21 protein-coding genes and 2 tRNA genes are annotated in these 23,329 nt (G+C 70.1%); 17 read left to right on the forward strand and 6 right to left on the reverse strand.

Going from position 1 to position 23,329, the window contains the following annotated elements; all coding sequences use genetic code 11:
• The first annotated feature begins 65 nt into the window (after window positions 1-65).
• From BUR99_RS03020 to BUR99_RS03060, 9 genes are all read left to right on the forward strand, one after another.
• Window positions 66-1,058 (forward strand): DUF2332 domain-containing protein, encoded by a 993-nt coding sequence (locus BUR99_RS03020; protein WP_074258860.1) that lies wholly within the window; start codon window positions 66-68, stop codon window positions 1,056-1,058.
• A 9-nt stretch (window positions 1,059-1,067) separates the two neighbouring features.
• Window positions 1,068-1,610, forward strand: a complete 543-nt coding sequence (locus tag BUR99_RS03025) for a ribose-5-phosphate isomerase (RefSeq protein WP_074258861.1) — start codon at window positions 1,068-1,070, stop codon at window positions 1,608-1,610.
• Between the two features lies 1 nt (window position 1,611).
• Entirely contained in the window at window positions 1,612-2,622 is a 1,011-nt protein-coding gene (locus BUR99_RS03030; protein WP_074258862.1) for an Fpg/Nei family DNA glycosylase, read from the forward strand.
• Window positions 2,623-2,667: 45 nt separating this feature from the next.
• The gene (locus BUR99_RS03035; RefSeq protein WP_074258863.1) at window positions 2,668-3,312 is read left to right on the forward strand and encodes an FMN-binding negative transcriptional regulator; all 645 of its coding nucleotides are present in this window, start codon (window positions 2,668-2,670) and stop codon (window positions 3,310-3,312) included.
• Window positions 3,309-4,856: an amidohydrolase gene (locus BUR99_RS03040; RefSeq protein ID WP_074258864.1), complete on the forward strand. Its 1,548-nt coding sequence runs from the start codon at window positions 3,309-3,311 to the stop codon at window positions 4,854-4,856. Before BUR99_RS03035 ends, BUR99_RS03040 begins: the two co-directional genes overlap by 4 nt.
• Window positions 4,857-5,016: 160 nt before the next feature.
• Window positions 5,017-6,210 (forward strand): Fic family protein, encoded by a 1,194-nt coding sequence (locus BUR99_RS03045; protein ID WP_074258865.1) that lies wholly within the window; start codon window positions 5,017-5,019, stop codon window positions 6,208-6,210.
• A gap of 91 nt (window positions 6,211-6,301) precedes the next feature.
• Window positions 6,302-7,849: a multicopper oxidase family protein gene (locus tag BUR99_RS03050; protein WP_143231413.1), complete on the forward strand. Its 1,548-nt coding sequence runs from the start codon at window positions 6,302-6,304 to the stop codon at window positions 7,847-7,849.
• Window positions 7,839-9,269, forward strand: a complete 1,431-nt coding sequence (locus BUR99_RS03055) for a sensor histidine kinase (protein WP_084183552.1) — start codon at window positions 7,839-7,841, stop codon at window positions 9,267-9,269. Before BUR99_RS03050 ends, BUR99_RS03055 begins: the two co-directional genes overlap by 11 nt.
• A 71-nt stretch (window positions 9,270-9,340) precedes the next feature.
• Complete coding sequence (locus BUR99_RS03060; protein ID WP_074258867.1) at window positions 9,341-9,997, forward strand: response regulator transcription factor; 657 nt, start codon at window positions 9,341-9,343, stop codon at window positions 9,995-9,997.
• Window positions 9,998-10,022: 25 nt separating this feature from the next.
• Here the strand turns inward: BUR99_RS03060 and BUR99_RS03065 are convergent, their stop codons facing one another.
• The 5 genes from BUR99_RS03065 to BUR99_RS03085 form a co-directional block, all read right to left on the reverse strand.
• Entirely contained in the window at window positions 10,023-10,754 is a 732-nt protein-coding gene (locus BUR99_RS03065) for a hypothetical protein (protein WP_234980713.1), read from the reverse strand.
• Window positions 10,755-10,796: 42 nt separating this feature from the next.
• A complete protein-coding gene (locus BUR99_RS03070; RefSeq protein ID WP_074258868.1) occupies window positions 10,797-11,294 on the reverse strand; it encodes a Dps family protein in 498 nt (165 codons plus the stop codon).
• A 116-nt stretch (window positions 11,295-11,410) separates the two neighbouring features.
• A complete protein-coding gene (locus BUR99_RS03075) occupies window positions 11,411-11,872 on the reverse strand; it encodes a hypothetical protein (RefSeq protein WP_143231415.1) in 462 nt (153 codons plus the stop codon).
• Window positions 11,873-11,994: 122 nt separating this feature from the next.
• Window positions 11,995-12,068: transfer RNA gene (locus BUR99_RS03080), tRNA-Gly, on the reverse strand.
• Window positions 12,069-12,143: 75 nt separating this feature from the next.
• Entirely contained in the window at window positions 12,144-15,917 is a 3,774-nt protein-coding gene (locus BUR99_RS03085) for an SCO7613 C-terminal domain-containing membrane protein (protein WP_143231417.1), read from the reverse strand.
• A 181-nt stretch (window positions 15,918-16,098) separates the two neighbouring features.
• Here BUR99_RS03085 and BUR99_RS03090 point away from each other — a divergent pair.
• The 8 genes from BUR99_RS03090 (at window position 16,099) to BUR99_RS03125 (ending at window position 23,012) form a co-directional block, all read left to right on the forward strand.
• A tRNA-Pro gene (locus BUR99_RS03090) sits at window positions 16,099-16,172 on the forward strand.
• A gap of 49 nt (window positions 16,173-16,221) precedes the next feature.
• A complete protein-coding gene (gene tig / locus BUR99_RS03095; protein ID WP_074258871.1) occupies window positions 16,222-17,691 on the forward strand; it encodes a trigger factor in 1,470 nt (489 codons plus the stop codon).
• A 70-nt stretch (window positions 17,692-17,761) separates the two neighbouring features.
• Window positions 17,762-18,244 (forward strand): tetratricopeptide repeat protein, encoded by a 483-nt coding sequence (locus tag BUR99_RS03100; protein WP_074258872.1) that lies wholly within the window; start codon window positions 17,762-17,764, stop codon window positions 18,242-18,244.
• 73 nt (window positions 18,245-18,317) lie between these two features.
• The gene (locus tag BUR99_RS03105) at window positions 18,318-18,902 is read left to right on the forward strand and encodes an ATP-dependent Clp protease proteolytic subunit (protein ID WP_056650900.1); all 585 of its coding nucleotides are present in this window, start codon (window positions 18,318-18,320) and stop codon (window positions 18,900-18,902) included.
• Window positions 18,903-18,929: 27 nt separating this feature from the next.
• On the forward strand, window positions 18,930-19,598 hold the full coding sequence (locus tag BUR99_RS03110; protein ID WP_074258873.1) for an ATP-dependent Clp protease proteolytic subunit: 669 nt from the start codon (window positions 18,930-18,932) through the stop codon (window positions 19,596-19,598).
• A gap of 10 nt (window positions 19,599-19,608) precedes the next feature.
• Window positions 19,609-20,364: an AAA family ATPase gene (locus BUR99_RS03115; RefSeq protein ID WP_074258874.1), complete on the forward strand. Its 756-nt coding sequence runs from the start codon at window positions 19,609-19,611 to the stop codon at window positions 20,362-20,364.
• Window positions 20,365-20,477: 113 nt separating this feature from the next.
• Window positions 20,478-21,755 carry an ATP-dependent Clp protease ATP-binding subunit ClpX gene (gene clpX / locus BUR99_RS03120; RefSeq protein WP_074258875.1) on the forward strand — a complete coding sequence of 426 codons (1,278 nt, stop codon included), beginning with the start codon at window positions 20,478-20,480 and terminating at the stop codon, window positions 21,753-21,755.
• Between the two features lie 24 nt (window positions 21,756-21,779).
• Window positions 21,780-23,012 carry a benzoate/H(+) symporter BenE family transporter gene (locus tag BUR99_RS03125; protein ID WP_074258876.1) on the forward strand — a complete coding sequence of 411 codons (1,233 nt, stop codon included), beginning with the start codon at window positions 21,780-21,782 and terminating at the stop codon, window positions 23,010-23,012.
• On the opposite strand, the gene BUR99_RS03130 is transcribed toward BUR99_RS03125, so the two are convergent.
• The gene (locus BUR99_RS03130) at window positions 23,013-23,297 is read right to left on the reverse strand and encodes a hypothetical protein (protein WP_074258877.1); all 285 of its coding nucleotides are present in this window, start codon (window positions 23,295-23,297) and stop codon (window positions 23,013-23,015) included. It abuts the gene before it with no gap.
• Between the last annotated feature and the right edge of the window lie 32 nt (window positions 23,298-23,329).

The raw sequence follows: 23,329 nt of genomic DNA on the forward strand, positions 1-23,329 counted from the left end.
GTGTACCGCTGTGCCGTACGCAAGCGAGCAAGCACGCGCGCTCGCCGCCGGAGTAGCGTGACGCCATGAGCACCAGCACCGATGCATCCGCGTCGACCGCCGACCGGTACCGCTCGTTCGCCGAGGTCGAGGCGCGCGGCATGTCCGCCACCTACGAGGCGTGGGCAGCGGGAGTGGCGACGGATGCTTCGACGCTCGCCCTCATCGACGAGTTGCCGCCGCCGAAGCGGCAGCCCAACCTCGTCTTCTCGGCCGCGCGCCTGCTCGGCGCCCCGAGCGGTGCCTATCCGGCATTCGCCGAGTGGCTCGCCGAACACTGGGGCGCGGTGCGCGAGGTCGCGCTGACCCACGCGACGCAGACCAACGAGGCTGCGCGCTGCGCGTTGCACCTGCCAGTACTCGGCAGTATCGAGGGCCCGATCGCACTGATCGAGGTCGGGGCATCCGCGGGGCTCTGCCTCTACCCCGACCGGTACAGCTACCGCTATGCGGGCCATCCGCAGCTCGACCCCGTCGACGGGCCGAGCGCCGTCGTGCTCGACTGCGAGCTGCGCGGAGACGTGCCGACGCCGGTGCCCGCCGGCATGCCCGAGGTCGTGTGGCGCGCAGGCATCGACCTGCACCCGCTCGACGTGCGGTCGGCCGCCGATGTCGACTGGCTCGACGCGCTGGTGTGGCCCGAGCACGACGACCGCCGGGCCCGGCTGCGTGCCGCCGCCGAGATCGCGGCCCGCACCCCGCCGCTCCTCGTCAGCGGCGACCTCAACGAGCATCTCGCCGCGCTCGCCGCATCCGCTCCCTCCGATGCCACGCTCGTCGTCTTCCACACGGCCGTGCTCATGTACCTCGATGAGGCGGGCCGTGATGCGTTCGTCGAGCAGGTGAGCGAGCTGCCCGGTCACTGGCTCTCGGTCGAGGGGCGAAGCGTGGTCCGCGGCATCCGCGTGCGCGACGACGTGCCCAACGAGAGCAGCGACCTCGTGCTCGCCGTCGACGGGGTGCAACGCGCCTGGGCGCACCCGCACGGGCGTGCGGTCACGTGGGCGGCGAATCCATAGACTTGGCGCATGCGCATCCACATCGCGACCGACCACGCCGGCCTCGAATTCAGCCGCACGCTCGTCGATCACCTGACCAACGGCGGTCACGAGGTCGTCGACCACGGACCGGCGGAGTACGACGCCCTCGACGATTACCCGGCGTTCTGCATCAACGCAGCCCTCGGGGTCGCGCGCGATCAGGCATCGGGCGTGCGCGCACTCGGCGTGGTGTTCGGCGGTTCGGGCAACGGCGAGCAGATCGCGGCCAACAAGGTCCGCGGCATCCGCGCGGCCCTCGTCTGGAGCATGGACACCGCGATGCTCGCCCGTGAGCACAACGACGCCAATGTCATCTCGATCGGAGCCCGCCAGCACACCGTGCAGGAGGCGATCCGGTACATCGACGCCTTCATCGCCGAGCCCTTCTCGGGCGACGAGCGCCACGTGCGCCGCATCGCCCAACTCGCCGAGTACGAGACGACGGGCGACATCGCGGGCAAGGGCGTCGATGCTTCGACAGGCTCAGCACAGGCTGAGGATGCTTCGACAGGCTCGACCAGCGGACTCTGACGTGCCCGAGGGTCACTCCGTCCACCGCATCACCCGGCAGTTCGAGCGCAACTTCGTCGGGCACGTCGTGCGCGCGTCGAGCCCGCAGGGGCGATTCGCCGCGGGCGCGGCCGAGATCGACGGCCGGCGCATGACCGATGCCCGGGCCGTGGGCAAGCAGATGTTCCTCGGCTTCGAGGGCGACGTCTGGCTGCGCGTGCACCTCGGCATGTACGGGGCGTGGGACTTCGCCGGCGAGATCCTGATGGATGCCACGATCGCCTCGGCGAACGGGCGCATGGGTCAGACGAACCAGGCCGGCACCTTCCTCGACCGGCCGAACCCCGATGCCGTCGTCTTCGACTCGGCCGGCGAGAACTCGCTGCAGTCGATCGGCGCGCCCCGCAAGACCCGACTGCGCATGTCGGAGTCCGAGAAGGAGAAGGACGGCAACGGCCTCGACACCTTCCCGCCCGAGCCCATCGGCCAGGTGCGGGTGCGGCTCCTCACCGACACGATCTGCGCCGACCTGCGCGGTCCGACCGCCTGCGAGGTGCTCGACCCGGCCCAGGTCGAGGCTGTCGTCGGCCGCCTCGGACCCGACCCGCTGCTCGATGACGGGCCCGAGGCCGAAGAGCGTTTCACCCGCAGGATCCTGAAGACGGCGACCCCGATCGGCCTCCTGCTCATGGACCAGAACGTGGTCGCGGGCATCGGCAACGTGTACCGGGCCGAACTCCTCTTCCGCGCCAAGCAGAACCCGCACACACCCGGCAAGCTCGTGCCCGAGGAGCACGTGCGTCACCTGTGGCGCGACTGGGCGAAGCTGCTGCGCATCGGTGTCGAGACGGGTCAGATGATGACCATGGACGACCTCGACCCCGAGGCGTACCGCGCCGCGATGGCCAGCCGCGACGACCGGCACTGGGTGTACAAGCGCGAGGGTCTGCCGTGCCGGGTCTGCGGCACCAACATCGTGCTCGAGGAGATGGGCGCCCGCAAGCTCTACTGGTGCCCCTACTGCCAGGCATGACCGAGACCCGCCGGGCCTGACCGAGACATCCGCCGAAGGAGCCGCATGCGCCAGAACCCCAGTTTCACCCTTGCGAGCGACGACGGAGTGAAGCGCCTCGTGCGCGAGCACCCGTGGATGACGATCGTCAGCATGACGGATGCCTCGGGCCTCGTCGCCTCGCACTACCCGGTGCTGCTCGACGAGACGGCCGACGGCATCGCACTGCTCACCCATGTCGGTCGCCCCGATGAGATCGTGCACGAGCTCGGCCGTCACGAGGTGATGATCATCGCCCAGGGGCCGCACGGATACATTTCACCCGGGTGGTACGACGCGAAGCCCGCAGTGCCGACCTGGAACTTCGTCTCCGCCCACCTGTACGGCACCCCCGAACTACTCTCGGACGCTGAGAACCTGCGGGTGCTCGAAGCGCTCGTCGATCACTTCGAAGACCTGATGCCCGAGCCCCGGCGCATGCGCGGCACCGCCGAGAACGCCGAGTACGCCGACCGCATCGCCGCGGGCACCGTCGGGCTGCGCATCCCGATCACGCGGTATGTCGCGAAGAACAAGATGAGCCAGAATCGCCCGGTCGAGACCGTCGAGCGCATCATCGCCGAACTCGACGGCGACGGCCCGTACGCGAGCGCCGCGCTCGCCGCGGAGATGCGCCGCACGCACGAGGCGATGCGGGCGGCCAGGGCATGAGTGCGGCGGCGAACAGCTCGCTCGGGCCCGCCGGCGCGACGGATGCCGCCGAGCCCTTGATTCTCGCCGGCGCACGGCTGCCCGGCGCCGACGAGGTCGTCGACCTGCACCTCGCCGGAGGCCGCGTCGTCTCGGTGGCGCCGACCGGTGAGACTCCGGCAGGGGAGGAGTCGCCCGGCGGCATCCGTCGTCTCGATCTCGATGGGCGCTTCGTCGTGCCGGGCCTCCACGACCGGCACGTGCACTTCTCCCAGTGGGCCATGGTCTCGCGCCGGCTCGATCTGGCCGGTGCGGAGTCGGCGGCGGCCGTCGCGCGTCTCGTCGGGGCATCCGTCGACCGCGGCGACCATGAGGTGATCGGCTTCGGCTACCGCGACGGCCTCTGGGCCGACGCCCCGACCCGTGCGGTGCTCGACGCGGTCTCGGGCGAGGTGCCCGTGGTGCTCGTCGCCGCAGATCTGCACGCCTGCTGGCTGAACTCCGCCGCCGTCCGCCGGTACGGCGTGAGTGATGGGCTCGCCGGCACGAGTGGAGTGCTCCGCGAAGACGACTGCTTCCGGCTCGTGCGCGAGATCGACGACGTCGCCGACACCGTGCTCGACGGATGGGTGGCCGATGCCGCGCACCGGGCAGCCGCCCGAGGTGTGGTCGGCGTCACCGAGTACGAGATGCGGTGGAACCGCGATGACTGGGCGCGCCGGGTCGCAGGGGGAGTCGACGCGCTGCGCGTGTCGTTCGGCATCTACACGCAGCACCTCGACCGCGCGATCGCCGAGGGGCTCCGCACCGGCGACGAGGTGTCCGGCACTTCAGGGCTCGTCACAGTGGCCGGCTACAAGGTCATCACCGACGGCTCGCTCAACACGCGCACCGCGTGGTGCTTCGACCCGTATCCCGGCCTCGGCGCCGCCGAACACCCGTACGGGCTCGCGACCGTGGCGTACGACGAGCTCGTGCCGCTCATGCGCCGCGCCCATGGGGCCGGCATCACCCCGGCGGTGCACGCCATCGGCGACCAGGCCAACGCCCGGGTGCTCGATGCGTTCGAAGTGGTCGGATGCACCGGCTCGATCGAGCACGCGCAATTGCTGCGCCGCGACGACGTCGCCCGGTTCGCACGGCTGGGCATCGTCGCGAGCGTGCAACCCGAGCACGCCATGGACGACCGCGACGTCGCCGAACGCTACTGGGCGGGGCGCACCGACCGGGCGTTCATGCTCGCCGATCTCGCAGCGGCGGGCGTCGAACTCGCCCTCGGCTCCGATGCGCCTGTCGCGCCGCTCGACCCGTGGGTCGCGATCGCGGCAGCCGTCGGTCGCACCCGCGACGGGCGCGAGCCGTGGCATCCCGAACAGGCGATCGAAGCACGTGCCGCGCTCGCCGCGTCGACCGGCGGGCAGGGAACGACGGTGCGCACGGGAATGCGCGCTGATCTCGCCGTGCTCGAGCTCGACCCGTACGCGGCATCCGTCGACGAACTGCGCACCATGCCGGTTGCCGCGACCCTGCTCGGCGGACGCATCACACACTCGGTGCCGGCGTAGCGGCGGAGTCTGCACGCGGCGGCCATGCGGGATCACACTCCGCCATGGCCGAGGTATGAAATATCGTCCTGATTCATAAAATACTCGCTAACTCTTATGAAGTTCAGTCATTTCTCATAAAATGGCGGAGGTGGACTCTGAATCCGTACGAGGAGAGCTGATGAGCGCAACCGACCCCTGGCCGGCCATCGGCGCCGAGACCCTCGACTGGCAGAGCCGATACGCCGAGTCGTCACTGCTCGAGCGATACAGCCCGCGGCCGCAGACCTACGAGGCCGCGGTACCGCCGCTCATCTCCGAGCGTGCGCTGCGGCTGAGCCCTGGAACCGCCGCGCTCGCGCGCGCGGCCGAGAATGAGCTCATTCGCTTCGACGCGTCGCTGAACGACGAGATGACCGGGTTCGCGCCGCTGCTGCTGCGGTCCGAGGCTGCCGCGTCATCGCAGATCGAACACCTCTCCGCCAGCGCCCGGGCGATCCTGACCGCCGAGATCGGGGACACGGGCAAGCGGAACGCTACCGAGATCGTGGGGAACACCCGGGCGATGCAGTCCGCCCTCGCCCTCGCCGACGAGCTCACGTCGGAATCCGTGCGCACGATGCACCGAGTCCTCATGGACGGCACGAACCATACGCCAGGGGAGTGGCGCACCGAGCCCGTGTGGATCGGCACGAGCGCACGCAGCCCCGTCGGTGCGACGTTCGTCGCCCCAAGGCACGAACGGGTGTCCGGACTCATGGATGATGTGATGGCCTTCGCCAGGCGGGACGACCTCCCGGTTCTCGCACAAGTCGCCGTCGCGCACGCCCAGTTCGAGACCATCCACCCCTTCACCGACGGCAACGGCCGCACCGGGCGCGCGCTCGTGCAGTCGATGCTCCGTGGCAAGGACATCACCCGCTCCGTGACCGTCCCGGTCTCCGCCGGGCTCCTCACCGACGTGAACGCGTACCACGACGCGCTCATCGCCTACCGCGCGGGCGACATCGGGCCGATCATCGAGCAGATGGCCATCGCCGGTGACGATGCGATCCACAACGCCCGCACCCTCATCGCCCAGCTGCGCGAGACGACAGCCGGGTGGCGCGAGACCGTGAAGCCGCGCCGCGGCTCCCAACTCGAGAAGGTGCTCGACTACGCGGCCCGGCAGCCCGTATTCACCGCAGCCACGGCCTCCGCGGATCTCGGCATCGGGACGACGAACGTCTACCCGCATCTGCGGAGGCTCGCAGAGTTCGGCATCCTCGAGCAGAAGTCCGAGTACAAGATGGGCCAGGTCTGGCGCTCCGACGAGGTGCTCGTCGCGCTCGACCAGTTCGCGGAGCGTGCCGGCCGCCGACGGAACCGACCCTGAAGCGACCACGGTGACTCCGGGGGAAAACCCCCGCCTCGATTCGGCTGTCCTCCGGCTGTGACCGCGACGCGCCGCTCGCGAGGCTGGAACCATGCCAGTGACACGCCTCCGACCTCCTCCGCTCCGTCGCCCCCGCGCCGTGCTCGGCACCGCGCTCGCCGCAATCGCCGCCGGCGGACTCGTGGCGATCGCCTTCGCCGGATGCGGCGTCGTCGGGCCCGGCCCGATCTCGACGGTCGGCAAGGTCGACTTCGACACCCCGCTGGCGATCCCGCCGCTCGCCGAGTCCACCGTCGACGCCGACGGCACCCGCGTGTTCTCGCTCGACGCCCAGGCGGGCACGACCGAGTTCACTCCGGGCGAGCCGAGCGCCACCTGGGGCTTCAACGGCAACTACCTCGGCCCGACCCTCGTGGCCGAGCGCGGCGAGCACGTGCGCGTCGACGTCGCGAATTCGCTCGACGAGCCGACGACCGTGCACTGGCACGGCATGCACCTGCCGGCCGAGATGGACGGCGGCCCGCACCAGATGGTGGCACCGGATGCCTCGTGGTCGCCCGAGTGGGACATCGACCAGCAGGCCGCGACGCTCTGGTACCACCCGCACCCGCACGGCGAGACCGAGGATCACGTCGCGAGGGGGCTCGCGGGCATGTTCATCCTGCACGACGAGCACGAGCGCTCCCTCGGGCTGCCGTCGGAGTACGGCGTCGACGACGTTCCGGTCATCGTGCAGGACTCCGGCTTCTCCGCTGAAGGGGAGCAGGAGTCGAAGCAGCGCGGGTACGCCGGCGGGCTCGGCGACGAACTCATCGTCAACGGCACCCGCGGCCCGTACCTCGAGGTCTCCGATGAACTCGTGCGCCTGCGACTGCTGAACGCCTCGACCGCGCGAACCTACGCCTTCACGTGGGGCGACGCGCGCCCCGTGGAGCTCATCGCGACCGACGGCGGGCTGCTCGAGGCATCCGTCTCGCTCGATCATGTGCGTCTGTCGCCGGGCGAACGCGCCGAGGTGCTGGTGCGCGTCACACCCGGCGAGCGCGTCGTGCTGCAGTCGAAGATGACCCCCGAGATCGCGGGTCTCGTGGGGCCGGTCGCCGACACCAACGGCGGCAGCGACGCCTTCGACGTGCTCGAGGTGCGCGCAGCCGAGACGCTCGACCCGGCACCGCCGGTGCCCGCCGCGCTCAACACGATCGACGACTTCGACGAGTCCGAGGTCGCGATGACCCGCAACTTCACCCTCAATGACAGCTTCGAGATCAACGGCGAGGCGATGGACATGGGCCGTATCGACGAGACCGTGACCGTCGACACCCTCGAGCGGTGGATCGTCGACAACGCGACATCGCTGCCGCACAGCTTCCACGTGCACGACGTGCAGTTCCGCATCGCGTCGATCGACGGTGCTGCGCCGCCAGCCGAGCTCGCGGGCTGGAAGGACACGATCTTCACCGAGCCCGAGAAGAAGTACGAACTGCTGATGCGGTTCGAGGACTACTCCGACCCCGACACGCCGTACATGTACCACTGCCACCTGCTGTGGCACGAAGACCAGGGGATGATGGGCCAGTTCGCCGTCGTCGAGCCCGGTCAGCGTGCCACGATTACTGAAGGAACCCATCATGAGCACTGACACCACTGAGACCACGGCGACGCCCCCGGCGTCCGCCTCCGTCGCGACCACCGATGCCGCGCCGAAGCGCCGCAGCTACTGGTCGCTGTGGGCGAAGGTGCCGCGCGAGTTCGCCTTCCTCATCCTCACCATGCCGATCGCGATCACCGGGCTCGTCGTGCTCGCGACGACCTTCTTCACCGGACTCGGGCTGATCGCACTGGTCTTCGGCGTCTTCATCGTCGTCGCATCGCTCTTCATCGCCCGCGGGTTCGGCACCCTCGAGCTCGTGCGCCTGCGTTGGGCGGGTCGCACCGAGATCACCCGCCCGGTCTGGGACCGCGACAACCGCGAGCAGGGCTTCTGGCGCACGATCTTCGCACCGTTCGTCGACGGCCACTACTGGCTCTACATGCTGCACGGCATGGTGATCAACCCGGTCATCAGCATCGTCTCGTGGAGCATCACGATCGCGTGGACGTCGGTCGCCCTCGGCGGCACGACGGGGTGGATCTGGCAGCGCTACATCCCCGACGGTCGCGGCGACCAGGACTTCTGGCTCTACGACGTCGTCGTCGACTGGATGTTCCCGGGCAACACCTGGCAGATCGATCCCGTCGTCGGTGAGACGGTCTTCGAGTTCATCCTCGGCCTGATCTTCCTCGCCACCCTGCCGTTCGTGTTCCGCGGCCTCACGCTGCTGCACGACGTCATCGCGCGCGGCGTGCTGGGCTCGTGGCGCTCCGAAGCCCTCGAGCGCGAGGTCGCGCAGCTCGCCGCCTCCCGCGGTGCAGCGGTGCAGGCCGAAGACGCGTCGCTTCGCCGCCTCGAGCGCGACATCCACGACGGCCCGCAGCAGCGGCTCGTGCGGCTGCAGATGGACCTCGCCGCGATCGAGCGCAAGCTCGAGCGCGACCCCGAGTCGGCGCGCGAGCTGCTCGTCGAGGCCCGCGAGCAGGCCCGCGAGACCCTCGACGAACTGCGTGCGCTCTCGCGCGGGTTCGCCCCGCCGATCCTGCAGGACCGCGGTCTCGCCGTCGCCCTGCAGTCGGTCGCGGCCCGCAGCCCGATCCCGGTCACGGTCGAGATCGACCTGCCGACGGATGCCACGCTGCCCGCGTCGATCGAGCGCAACGCCTACTTCATCGCCGCCGAACTGCTCACGAACGCCGTGAAGCACGCCGAGGCGAGCGGCATCCGCCTCACCGTCTCGACGCGCGACACGGGTGCGACGGGGCACTGGCTCGATCTGTGGGTGACCGACAACGGCCGCGGCGGCGCATCGCCGACCGCAGGGCACGGCCTCGCCGGGCTCGATGAGCGCGTGCAGGGCCTCCGCGGCGTGCTCGTCGTCGACAGCCCCGTCGGCGGGCCCACCACGATCGGCGCGCACATCCCGTTCGCGCCGCTCGCGGCGGCGGAGACGGCGCTCCAGGCCTGACCCTGCGCAGCGGATGCCTCGTGGCCCGTGCGGCCACGAGGCATCCGCTCGCCCGCCGATAGTGTGGGGGCATGACCGATCGCGCCCCGCTCCGCATCGTGCTCGCCGAGGACTCGGTGCTGCTCCGCGAGGGGCTCGTGCGGCTCTTTGACGAGGCCGGCTTCGAGACGGTGGCCGCCTACGGCGAGGCCGATTCGCTGCTCGCGGCGCTCGACGAGACCCGGCCCGACCTCGCGATCCTCGACGTGCGCATGCCGCCGACGTTCCGCGACGAGGGGGTGCGCGCGGCGATCGAACTGCGACGGCGCATGCCGAAGGTCGGCGTGCTGCTGCTCAGCCAGTACGTCGAGGGCACGTACGCCCATGAACTGCTGTCTTCGGGCGAGGGCGGCATGGGCTATCTGCTGAAAGACCGCGTCGCCTCGCTCGACGAGCTCGAAGACGCCGTCGAGCGGGTCAGCCAGGGCGGCACCGTGCTCGACCCGCAGGTCGTGCGCGAGCTGCTCGCCCGCCGCAGCGACCCGCTCGAGACCCTGACGCCCCGCGAGCGCGAGGTCATGACGCTCATGGCCGAGGGGCGCACCAACGCCGGCATCGCGAAGCAGCTCTTCATCGGCGTCGGCGCCGTGGAGAAGAACGTCACGTCGATCTTCCAGAAGCTCGGACTCGAGGACTCCGGCACCGACCACCGGCGCGTGCTCGCCGTGCTCACCTGGTTGCAGCGCTGACGCGCCGCGCCGGGCTCGTCGCCGGTCATGCCTGCGGGCTGCGACGAAGCGGCACGTGCGTGCGGAACGACGCGATGTAGGAACGATAGCCTCGGCGCGTCCATGCGGCGAGCACGATGAGGCCAGCGGCAGCTCCGAGGGTGAGTGCCAGCCAGATCGGTCCGCTGAGGGCGGCGACGAAGGCCCCGACGAAGAGCCCCACGACCGAGGCCTCCACGAGCGCGATGAGCATCATGCTGCTTGCGATCACCTGGCTGCCGCTGCCGCGATCGCCGAAGTAGTGGTACGTGCGTCTGCTGCCCTCCATGTCGTCGTTCGGCGACATCAGCAGGTACGGTTCGAGGCCCGGGTCCAGATCGACGTAGGCCCCGCGCAGCCGGTTCATGGCGACGACGTACATCAGGTCCTCGGTTGCCGTGTTGAAGACCCGCAGCGTCGTGATGAAGCCCAGCAGAACGAGCAGGAGCAACACGCCGAGCGCGGCGACGCCGAACCATCCGCGGAACCCCGTGGCGTTGCCCAACACGCCGAGCGTGACGAGCCCCGCCGAGACGAGCGTGAGGAAGATCGCGATGCGGGTCAGCACCTCGCTCTGCGTGGTCGAACGGGAGGCGAGCAGGCTCCAGTGCTCGGTGGCGAGCATCTGCGCGCGCAACGACTTCTGCGCGTCGGTCAGGGGCGGGTCGGATGCCGCGCCCGAACTCGCGCCCGCGGCATCCGCCGAAGACGAAACGGGCCCGGGTGCATCGGCCGTCATACCGGCATTCTGCACCCGGGCCCGTCAGCCCGCCATCGCGTGTTACTTCACGGCGACGTGCGAGAAGAGGAACCAGCGGTCCTTGTCGAGGCCGCGGCGGATCTCGATCACGACGTCCTGGCTCACCGGGTCGAGCTCGTCGAGACCCTCGATCGCCTCGGCGAGCTTCTCGGCCGTGAGGTCGATCTGCGCGACGACGTCGGCGATCGCCTCGTCGTAGGGCTGGAAGCCGAGCTTCGGGTTCGCGGCGCCGCTCTTGTCGGCGACGGACTTGAGGCGGCCATCGACGGGCAGGCCCAGCGCGACGACCCGCTCGGCGGCGAGGTCGGCCCACTCCTGCGCGTGCGCCACGACCTCGTCGAGCAGCTCGTGCACCGCGATGAAGTTCACGCCGCGCACGTGCCAGTGCGCCTGCTTGCCGTTGACCGCGAGGGCGACGAGCTCCTGCACGACGGGGGTGAGGAACTGGGCGACGCCCGATGCCACGTCGGCGTTCGCGCCGGCCTTCGGGGTCTTGGGAGCGATCTTGGTGTCGGTCATATGGTCCACCTTCCCTGAACGTATGTCGTGTTCAACGCTACGCGGGTGCCCGCATATTTCAACCAAGGGAAGGCTGGGCTGATCTGGGGTTGACACGCGGCGTCACGTGCGCTTCTTCAGCCGACGTCGATGGTGATCGGGTCGGTCGCGACCGGGCCGGGGCACTGCCCGGTGTCAGCGGTGCGGCGCCACTCGAGATGCTCGGCAGTCGAGGCGAGTGTCGCGCCGCCGGCATCGAGCACTTCGATCGTCACCTCTTCAGGTGTGGAGTCGCTGACGTCGATGCGCCAGTGGCCCTTGCCGAGATCGGTCGCGATCCAGAACGGCCCCTCCGTCGGCGGGGCTGTCACCGCAGCCTCGGCAGACGTCGAACATCCGAGATCCGAGCACATCACGACGAGGTCGGCGACGGCGGCTTGCGGTCCCGTCAGCACGACGTCGACCTGCGAAAGGTAGCCGATGGTGGGGCACGCGTTCGGGAAGAGGCATCCCGAACCGCCGACAGTCACGGCAGCGGCGAGTGCCACGGCGCCGAGCGCGCGGCGTGCGCGATGTCGCAGGCAGGTTGCGGCGTGCATCTGGCCTCCCGAGATCATTCTCGGGCCCATCATCGCGCTGAATCGGTGCCGGTTCCGGTGGTCGCGATGTTCGTTGCCGAACCGTTGCGGTGAACCGCTTCGCGGTCTGGTCGGCGAATCTGTGGAGGGGATGACGGGAATCGAACCCGCGTGATCAGTTTGGAAGACTGAGGCTCTACCATTGAGCTACATCCCCGCGTACCCGCTCGCGGGCACTGGATCATCGTAGTACACGATGACCCCGCTCTTGTGACGCGCGCCGCGTCCGCCGCTATCGCAGGGCTGCGATCGAGCGGATGGTGCCGCGCGCGAGCCGCAGTTGGCGTTCGTAGGTCGCGGCGAGCACGACGAGCAGCACGCCGGCGATGCCGAGCCACAGCCACCACCACACGGCCTCGTAGAGATCCGTGATCCACGGCCAGAGCTGCACGAGGGCGTGCACGAGCAGCACCCCGCCGCCGAGCAGCAGAGGCGCCTGCAGGCGGCGCACAGCGCCGATGACGAGCACCACGACTGCGACGACCCCGAGGGTCACGATGCGCCAGAGCTGCGGATCCGTGAAATCGGCGAAGAGCGGCGGCACGAGCAGCACGGCGAGCCCCGGCCCGAGTGCCGGCCAGCTGCCGAGCTCGGGGGAGCGGCGCATGCGGAGCCACCCGGCGCCGATGAGTGCGATGCCGATCGCAGCGGTGACGAGATCGAACGGATCGACCTGGCCCGATGCGAGGGCGATCACGCCGCCGACGACGAGCACGCCGAGCGTCGTCCATCCGAACATCGGCCCCGAGACCGGGCGCGCGGTGGTCGCATACGCGGCGATGTGCGCGAGCGCGAGCGCCGAGAAGAGCACGGCCGTGCGCAGCAGTGGCGACTCGCCGTCGACGATCTCCATCAGCGTCGGAACGGCGGCGAGAACGACGGATGCCGCGAGCAGCGCCTCTGCCAGCCAGGCGGGCAGGGACTCGGTGCGAGCCCACATCACCGCGATCGTGACGCCCGCCGCGAGGGCGATGAGCGGCCAGAACTCGGGGATGAGCACGCTGTCGGCGCCATCGGACGCGACGGTGGCCCCGCGCACGAGCCCGGCACCGGTGAAGGCGACCCAGCCGGTGAGGACGCCGAGCAGCCGCACGGGCACGCCACGTGCGAGTTCGGGGAGGAACACCGCGGCGATCGCCACGACGATGCCGATCGAGACGAGCAGGAGCGCCCGCAGCTCGGCATCACCCGCCGAGCCGATGCTCGGGAGCACCGCGACGGCCGCAGCGGTGGCGAACAGCGCTGTGCGACCCTGCGCGGGAGCGCTGCCGCCCGTGCGTCGCCACGTGATGAGCCCGGCGGTGGCGGCGAGGGCTGCGGCGAGCGGCAGCGTGTACGCCTCGACATCGTCGACGCCGGCGCTGGAGAGCCGCACCCAGACCGTCGCGACACCGAGCACGAGGCTCAGCCAGCCGAGATGCCGTGCCGGCGACTCGCCGCCGATCGGGTCTCCGTCGAGTGCGGCGAGCACGATCGGCACCGGGGTCAACAGCAGGAGTACGAGCCAGAGCTCCGAGGAGCCGAACGAACCGGTGACGCCCGCGACCAGCGCGACCGCGCCGACGACGCCCGCGGCGACGGCCCAGACGAGTCGGGCGGGGCCCGTGCGCTCGGGCACCACATGAGCCAGCGCCGCGCCGAGCAGGGCGGCGCCCGCGATGCCGACGCCGATGCTCTGCCAGCCGAACACCGCGTCGACGACGATCGCTGACACGAACGCGAGCGCGAGCGGGGTCACCGCCGCGAACGCGATGCGCAGCACCTCGGATGCGCCGAGGCGCAGCCAGAGCACGCCCGCGACGACGAAGATGCCCGCGGGCACCCAGCGCCACGAGGCATCCGTCTCGAAGGCGAGCGCGCAGATCGAGATGACGGATGCCGCGAACAGCGGCGTCACCGCGCACAGGCGATCGCCCGAGCCGCCGAAGCGCACGATCGCGGCGACGACGAGGAGCCCGGAGGAGACGACGGCGAGCCACATCCACGGCTCGATCAGCTGCACGTCGTCGGGAGCCTGCCAGAGCGGGATGGAGAACACGGCGAAGACGAAGAGCGTCGATGCGATCGCCAGATGCGCCGCACCGACCGCCGGCGAGGCGGCCGCAGTCCAGACCCGGGGCGCGAGCACGCGGCCGGCGACGGCGAGCAGGATCACGAGCGCCGCGACCCATGGCCACAGTGCGGTGTTCGAGTAGCCCACCCACCAGGCGAATCCGGCACTGCCGACGCCGCCGACCGCGAGCGTCGCGAGCAGGCCGGGAACGGCGAGGCGATGCTGGAATGCAGCGAGCGCGAGCGCGCCGCCGGCGAGCACGAGGAGCACCACCGCAGCGATCGCCGGGCCCGGAGTGACGCTGGCGACGGCGATGCCGCTCGCGAATGCCGCAGCGGTCGGGATCGCGGCGAGTGCCCGGCCCCGGCGCACGAGCACCGAGATGACGATCGCGCCGATGGCGACCACGAGCGGCACGAGCACCGCGGTGAGGTCGTGGCCGTCGATGGCGGGAGACAGTTCCTCGCCGAACTCGAGTCTCCAGGGAGGCACACTTCCGGCGAGCCTGGTCCAGACGACGCTCACGCCGAGGAGCACGCCGGGGAGCACCGAGCACGCGGCGACGGCGATCGCCGCGACCAGCGCTGCGAGCGAATCCCGTGCGGCAGCGCCCGTCAGGCGCGTGCCGGCCGCGAAGACGGCGGCGACGACGCCCGCGGCCGCGGGCGCGAGCCAGAGGGAGATCTCGCTGCCGAGTGCGCTGAAGATCGCAAGTGCCGGTGCCAGCGCGAGGCTCAGGCCGAACGCCGGTGCCGCGATGCGCGCCCAGATCACTCCGACCCCACGCCGCAGCCGCACCGCGACCAGCGCGAGCAGCCATGCAGCCGCCACCACGAGGTACCACCACAACTGGCTCCACGACACCTCGGGCAACGCCCAGTACGCGGGGATGAGGGCGAGCGCTCCGGCGACGAAGCCCGCCGCCATCACGATGGTGCGCTCGAGCGTGGCGGGCAGCAGCACGGCCACGGTGCCGAGGAGCGAGACGGCGAGGAAGCCGAGCCAGAACGGGGTGCTGAGCTGGTCGTCGGGCGCAGCCTCGCTCGCGAGCAGGAACACACCTACGGGGGCGAACGCAGCGGCGGCGATTCCCGCGACGCGGATGCCGCTCGCCGCTCGCACGCCGACCAGCACCGCGGCGACGACGAGCAGCGCGCCGCCGAGGTAGGCCGACGTGCCGATGGTCTCGCTGCCGAACAGCATGTTGGCGCGCACGATCCACACGTCGAGCAGCAGCAGCACGATGGCGACGGATGCCACGCCCTCGGCGGTGCCCGGAAGGCGGCGGGCCCTGAGCAACCACGCGACGCCGAGCACGAGCACGCTCGCGACGGCGATGATGATCGATCGCACCTCGAGGGTCGCGACGAGGTAGGCGACGAAGAGGAACACGATCGCCGTGATGGAGATGAGCACGACGCCGAGGGTCAGCAGCAGCACCTGCACGCCCGAGCGCCCCGAGCGAGGGTCGGCAGGTGCGACCGGGGGAGCAGCCGTCGCCGCGGCGACGGGCGCCTGCTGCGCGACCGGCGCGGGCACCGGCACCGAGGCCGGCACGGACACCGGAACCGAGAGGATCGGCGCGGACACCGGAACCGAGAGGATCGGCGCGGCCGGTGCGGGGATCGCGGTGGGCGAAGCCGCCGCAGGAACAGCGTGCGCCGCGGCATCCGTCACGTTCGCGGCGGCCGTCGTCGCCTGCCGGACGCGCGCCGTCTGCGCCTCGCGCATCGTCGAGATGAGCGACTGCCGGTCGACTTCTCGATCATGCAGCGCGCGACCGGCGGTGAGCAGCTCGCCCGCCGCGGGCACCGAGAGGTCGAGTCCGCACGTGCTGCACACCGCGCTGCGCAGCGCGCTGAAGCAGGCGGGGCAGAGCGTCGTGTCGATCAGTTGTGCGGGATCTGACGGCCAGCGTCGGAGGTCGCGGGCATCGGCGGGGTGCTCGGGCATGGCCACACTCTGCCACGGTCGCGAGCGCCAGCGGTGGATCATCCACAACTCGGTGTCGGGCGCCCGAACGCGGAGTGCACAGCAGGGGCCTCACGCTGTGCAGTAGACTTTCCGGGGTCCATCCGTCTGACGCATGCTTTCGCATGCCCGCACGGCTGAATCGACGAGTTGAGTCGCGACTCGGGGCGTAGCTCAGCTTGGTAGAGCGCCCGCTTTGGGAGCGGGAGGTCGCAGGTTCGAATCCTGTCGCCCCGACGAGTTCCAGGACTCGACACGAACTTCCACACAACAGGAGAACTTCCACATGCCGACCACTTCGGTTGAGAAGCTGAGCCCCACTCGCGCCAAGCTCACCATCTCGGTGACGCCCGAGGAGCTGAAGCCCAGCATCGCCCACGCGTACGAGCACATCGCCGAGCAGATCAACGTGCCCGGTTTCCGCAAGGGCAAGGTGCCGCCGCCCATCGTCGACCAGCGCGTCGGTAAGGGCGCCGTGCTCGAGCACGCCGTCAACGAGGGCCTCGACGGGTTCTACCGCGCCGCCGTCGCCGAGCACGAGCTGCGCCCCCTCGGTCGCCCCGAGGCCGACATCGTCGAGTGGCCCAGCGACAAGGACTTCTCTGGCGACCTGCTGCTCGCCATCGAGGTCGACGTGCGGCCCGAGATCGAGCTGCCCGCCTACGAGGGCATCGAGCTCACGGTCGACTCCGTCGAGGTCGCCGACGACGAGGTCGCCGAAGAGCTCGACCGGCTGCGCAGCCGCTTCGGCACGCTGATCACGGTCGACCGCCCCGCCAAGACCGGTGACTTCGTCACCCTCGACCTCGTCGCCAAGATCGACGACAACGAGGTCGACACCGCCAGCGGCATCTCGTACGAGCTCGGCTCGGGCGACCTGATCGAGGGCATCGACGAGGCGCTCGACACGCTCTCCGCAGGCGAGACCACCACCTTCGCGTCGAAGCTCCTGGGCGGCGAGCACGAGGGCGAGACCGCCGAGATCACCGTCACCGTCTCCGCCGTCAAGGAGCGCGAGCTCCCCGCGGCCGACGACGACTTCGCGCAGATCGCGAGCGAGTTCGACACGCTCGTCGAGCTGACCGACAGCCTCAAGGAGCAGGTCGCGCGCAACAAGTCGTTCGGTCAGGGCAGCCAGGCTCGCGACCTCCTCGTCGACAAGCTCCTCGAGCTCGTCGAGGTCCCCGTCGCGCAGGCCGTCATCGACGACGAGGTGCACCGTCACCTCGAGAACGAGAACCGCCTCGAAGACGACGAGCACCGCGCAGAGGTCGCCGAGTCGAGCGAGAAGGCGTTCAAGACGCAGATCCTGCTCGACACGATCGCCGAGGCCGAGAAGGTCCAGGTCAGCCAGGACGAGCTGACCCAGTACCTCGTGCAGGGCGCAGCCCAGTACGGCATGGACCCCAACGAGTTCGTGCAGATCCTCAGCCAGAACGGCCAGATCCCCGCCATGGTCGGCGAGGTCGCGCGCAACAAGGCGCTCGCGATCGCGCTCGGCAAGGCGAAGGTGTCGGATGCCGCGGGCAAGCCCGTCGACCTCTCCGAGTTCACCGCCGTCGCCGATGCCGAGGCTGAGGCCGAGGCAGAGGTCGTCGACGAGGCCGAGGAGATCGTCGAAGAGGCCGAGGCCGCCGAGAAGCCCGCGCCGAAGAAGCGCGCGCCGAAGAAGGCCGCCGCTGTCGACGAAGCCGCCGACGCCGCTGAGAAGCCGGCGCCGAAGAAGCGTGCGACGAAGAAGGCCGACGCCGAGTAATCGAGCACGATTCGACAGGAGGGGCCGGGCGATTCGCCCGGCCCCTCCTGCATTCACGAGAGGGACCCGCATGAGCGACTGGCAGCAACGGATCGACGCCGTGTGGGCGACGGCCGACGAGCTCGGCGACCACGAGGTGATCCGCCGCATCGACGCCCTCGCGGCAGAACGCCCGGCGGGCGACCCGCTCGCCCTCTTCGAGCGGGCCGGCGCCCGCGACTCGGCGGGCCTCGAGGACGAGGCGGAGCCGCTCTACCGGCAGGCCATCGCGGCCGGGATCACCGGCTCCGAACGCGTGCAGGCGCATGTGCAGCTCGCGTCGACGATCCGCAACCTCGGGCGCCCGCTCGAGTCCATCGCGCTGCTCGACGAGATCGAGCCGGAGGCGGGCGAGCTGCACGACGCCGTGGTCGCGTTCCGAGCCCTGGCACGGGTCGATGCGGGCGACGCTCGGCTCGCGGCATCCGAGGCTCTCGCAGCCCTCGCGCCCCACCTGCAGCGCTACCGCGTGTCGCTCGCCGCATACGCTGCGGACCTCGCGGCATCCGCCTAGGGCGAACAGCCCCGTTCACGCGCGTTGCACCGGATAGATTCGAGTGAACGCGACAACGGAAACGGAGCGACACATGGCCGAACCGACACCAGGCACCGGTGTTTTCGATCGACTGCTGAAGGACCGCATCATCTGGCTTGGCTCCGAGGTGCGCGACGACAACGCGAACGAGATCGCGGCGAAGCTGCTGCTGCTCGCCGCCGAAGATGCCAAGAAGGACATCTACCTCTACGTGAACTCGCCCGGTGGCTCGATCACGGCAGGCATGGCGATCTACGACACCATGCAGTTCGTGCCCAACGACATCGTCACCGTCGGCATCGGCATGGCCGCCTCCATGGGGCAGCTGCTCCTGACGGCCGGCACCAAGGGCAAGCGGTACATCACCCCCAACGCCCGCGTGCTGCTGCACCAGCCGCACGGCGGCTTCGGCGGCACCGCGAGCGACATCCAGACGCAGGCGCAGCTCATCCTCGACATGAAGAAGCGACTCGCCGAGATCACTGCGGCGCAGACGGGCAAGACCGTCGAGCAGATCAACGCCGACGGCGACCGCGACCGTTGGTTCAACGCGCAGGAGGCCCTCGAGTACGGCTTCGTCGACCACATCCGCGAGTCGGCGCTCGACGTCGCCGGCGGCGGCGGAACCCAGGCGTAGGCACGCGAGAGAAGAGAGAACGAGCGAATGAACATCCCTGCTTTCGGTGGCACCGCCTTCAACGGCGTCCAGGCACCGGGCTCGCGCTACATCCTGCCGAGCTTCGAGGAGCGCACGGCCTACGGCTACAAGCGCCAAGACCCCTACGCCAAGCTCTTCGAGGACCGCATCATCTTCCTCGGCGTGCAGGTCGACGACGCATCCGCCGACGACATCATGGCGCAGCTGCTCGTGCTGGAGTCGATGGACCCCGACCGCGACATCATCCTCTACATCAACTCGCCCGGTGGCTCCTTCACGGCCATGACCGCGATCTACGACACGATGCAGTACATCCGTCCGCAGATCCAGACCGTCGTGCTGGGTCAGGCCGCCTCGGCGGCCGCGGTGATCGCCGCCGCCGGCACGCCGGGCAAGCGCCTCGCGCTGCCGAACGCCCGTGTGCTCATCCACCAGCCCGCCATGGGCGAGGCGGGTCACGGCCAGGCGTCCGACATCGAGATCCAGGCCGCCGAGATCCTGCGCATGCGCTCGTGGCTCGAGGAGACGCTGTCGCGTCACTCGAACCGCACTCCCGAGCAGGTGCACACCGACATCGACCGCGACAAGATCCTGTCGGCGGCCGAGGCGCTCGAGTACGGTCTCATCGACCAGGTGCTGAGCTCCCGCAAGAGCCTGCCGGCGATCACGCGATAACGCTCGCACCGTGAACGCGGCGGATGACTGGCTGCACGAAAGCCGAGCCATCCGCCGCGTTTCGCTGTATCCGGATGCCGCGATCGACCGTGTCGCCTGGCCCGCGAGTATTCCCGCGATCGACCAGCTGATCGGCGACGGCGGCATCGAGTTCTCGCCGGGCCTGACGTTCCTCGTGGGCGAGAACGGCAGCGGCAAGTCGACGCTGCTCGAGGGCATCGCGACGGCCTACGGACTGCCGCCCGAGGGCGGCAGCAGCAACGGCGGCAGGTCGACGCGACCGAGCGAGTCGCCGCTCGCGGAGTGGCTGCGCATCGAGCGGAGTCCGTCTGCGCCCCGGTGGGGGTTCTTCCTCCGTTCCGAGACGATGCACGGGTACTACAGCTACCTCGAGTCGCTGCCCGACAGCCCCGATCGGCACCTGCACTCGCTCAGTCACGGCGAGTCCTTCAACGACCTGCTCGACAACAAGCTGAATCACCCCCAGTACCGGGCCGGGCTCGTCTGCCTCGACGAGCCCGAGGCCGCGCTCTCGTTCTCGTCGATCCTCGGCTGGATCGCCGGCCTCGATCGCATGGTCGCCCGCGGCACTCAGATCATCTGCGCGACGCACTCGCCCGTGCTCGCCTCGGTGCCGGGCGCCACCATCCTCGAACTGGGGGAGTGGGGCATCCGCGAGACGAGCTGGGAAGAGCTCGAACTCGTCTCCCACTGGCGCGGGTATCTCGACGATCCGCGTCGCTACCTCCGCCACCTCCTCGACTAACGTCCCGGTTCGCGTCCCGCGAACGACCGAGCGTGTCGAATCCCGCGCGCTACCCTCGATCGGCCCGATCTCGGGCTAGGCTCGGAACAGATTCGTCGACAGGGAGGGTTTCGATGGCACGCATCGGAGAGAGCGCCGACCTGCTCAAGTGCTCGTTCTGCGGAAAGAGCCAGAAGCAGGTGCAGCAGCTCATCGCCGGACCCGGCGTCTACATCTGCGACGAGTGCGTGGAGCTCTGCAACGAGATCATCGAGGAGCGCCTCGCCGAGGCCGGCGAGACCGAGGCCGGCGAGTTCGAACTGCCCAAGCCGAAGGAGATCTTCGGCTACCTCGAGGAGTACGTCATCGGCCAGGAGGCCGCGAAGAAGGCACTCGCCGTCGCGGTCTACAACCACTACAAGCGCGTTCGCGCTCGCACGGCCCTGACATCGGCCGACGCCCGTGACGACGTCGAGCTCTCGAAGTCCAACATCCTGCTCATCGGCCCCACCGGCTGCGGCAAGACCTATCTCGCGCAGACGCTCGCGAAGCAGCTCAACGTGCCGTTCGCCGTCGCCGACGCCACCGCGTTGACCGAGGCCGGATACGTCGGCGAAGACGTCGAGAACATCCTGCTGAAGCTCATCCAGGCCGCCGACTTCGACGTGAAGCGGGCCGAGACGGGCATCATCTACATCGACGAGGTCGACAAGATCGCCCGCAAGGCCGAGAACCCGTCGATCACGAGGGATGTCTCGGGCGAGGGCGTGCAGCAGGCGCTGCTCAAGATCCTCGAGGGCACGGTCGCCTCGGTCCCCCCGCAGGGTGGCCGCAAGCACCCGCATCAGGAGTTCATCCAGATCGACACGACGAACGTGCTGTTCATCGTCGCCGGCGCCTTCGCCGGACTCGAAGACATCATCTCCTCGCGAGCCGGCAAGCGCGGCATCGGCTTCGGTGCACCACTGCACAACAAGGAGGACGAGGCCGACATCTTCAGCGAGGTCCTCCCCGAAGACCTCCACAAGTTCGGCCTCATCCCCGAGTTCATCGGCCGTCTTCCCGTCGTCGCGACCGTGACACCGCTCGACCGCGAGGCGCTCATGGAGATCCTCACGGTGCCGCGCAACGCGCTCGTTCGCCAGTACCAGCGCATGTTCGAGCTCGACGGCGTCGAGCTCGACTTCGAAGAAGAGGCGCTGCAGGCGATCGCCGACCTCGCGGTGCTGCGACAGACCGGCGCCCGCGGGCTCCGCGCCATCATGGAGGAGGTGCTCGGGCCGATCATGTTCGAGGTGCCGTCCTCCACCGGCGTCGCTCGCGTCGTCGTCACGAAGGCCGCGGTGCTCGACAACGCAGCGCCCACGATCGTGCCGCACGCCAAGCAGCGTCGCACCGAGAAGTCGGCTTAACCCGGCCGAGAGCGAGCGCCGCCCATCTTCCACACCGTCGTCGCGGGCGTCATCGCGGCCATCACCGGATTCGCGAGCTCGTTCGCCCTGGTGATCGCGGGGCTCGTCGCCGTCGGCGCCTCCGAGACGCAGGCCGCCTCGGGGCTGTTCGCGCTCTGCATCGCGACCGGACTGCTGTGCATCGTGCTGCCGCTCGTCACCCGAATGCCGGTCTCATTCGCCTGGTCGACGCCCGGGGCGGCGCTCCTCGTCGCCGCTGCGGCGACGACGCAGCAGTTCGCCGCCGCGATCGGCGCGTTCATCGTCTGCGGCGTGCTCATCGTGCTCGCCGGGCTCTGGCCCGCCCTCGGCCGGGCGATCACGAGCATCCCGAAGCCGATCGCGAGCGCGATGCTCGCCGGCATCCTCTTCCCCATCTGCGTGGCCCCGGTGTTCGCGGCCGTCGAGCAGCCGGCGATCGCCGTGCCCATGGTGCTCGTGTGGCTGCTCCTCGCGCGCCTCGCGCCGCGCTGGGCGGTGCCCGCGGCGATGCTCGTCGCGGTCGTCGGCATCGCCGTGCTCTCGGGCCCAGCTGTGCTCGCGAGCGAGGCCGTGCGACCGCAGCTGCAGTTCGTCGCGCCGGTCTTCGACCCGTTCGTGATCGTGAGCCTCGGCCTGCCGCTCTTCATCGTGACGATGGCCGGGCAGAACGTGCCCGGGTTCGCCGTGATGTCGACGTTCGGCTACCGCCTGGCACCGAGGCCCGTGCTCGTCGCCTCGGGCGTCGCCTCGGTGGGCGCGGCGTTCGCCGGCGGCCACGCGTTGAACCTCGCCGCGATCACGGCGGCGATCATGGCGAGCCCCGAGTCGAACCCCGATCCTCGTCGGCGCTGGGTGGCGACCTTCACCTCGGGCATCGTCTACCTCGTGCTGGGAGCAGGCGCGGGCCTCGCGGCCGCTGTGGTGCAGGCGTCGCCGCCGATCATCATCACCGCCGTCGCCGGGCTCGCGCTGCTCGGGGCCATGGTCACCGCGCTGACCGGCGCGCTCGAAGACCCGGGTCAGCGCATCACCGCGATCGGCACCTTCCTCGTCACCGCGTCGGGCGTCGCCGTCGTCGGCATCGGCTCCGCCTTCTGGGGTCTCGTCGTCGGCGGTGTGCTCATGCTCTGGTTGGGCCGAGGCGCGTCGACCCCAGTCGCGACAACACCCTCCGCACAGGCCGCAGCGGCCCGCTCAGACGATGGCGACCGCGACCGCGACTCGGAGTCCGCCTGATCAGTCGAAGAGGCGCACGAGCTCCCAGCGGCCGTCGTGCCGCCTGACATCGAAGACGTGCGTCTCGCCATCGTCGGCGCTCGCCTGGAAACGCCATCCGGTGATCTGCAGCGGGGGTCGCCCGGGTGACACGTCGTAGCCGGCCACCGGCGCCCACCAGTCGCACGGGCCCACGAGCGTCGTCGGCGTATCGCTCACCCGGAACCGACGCGCCCGCCACACGAGCCGCTCGGGGCGGCCGTCGTCGCTGGTCCACAGCTCGACGTACTCCTGCACGAGCGACATGGGCACCTCACCGATTCGAAGATATGTTCGAT

It is taken from the genome of Agromyces cerinus subsp. cerinus (assembly GCF_900142065.1).
In the GTDB taxonomy this organism is placed as follows: domain Bacteria; phylum Actinomycetota; class Actinomycetes; order Actinomycetales; family Microbacteriaceae; genus Agromyces; species Agromyces cerinus.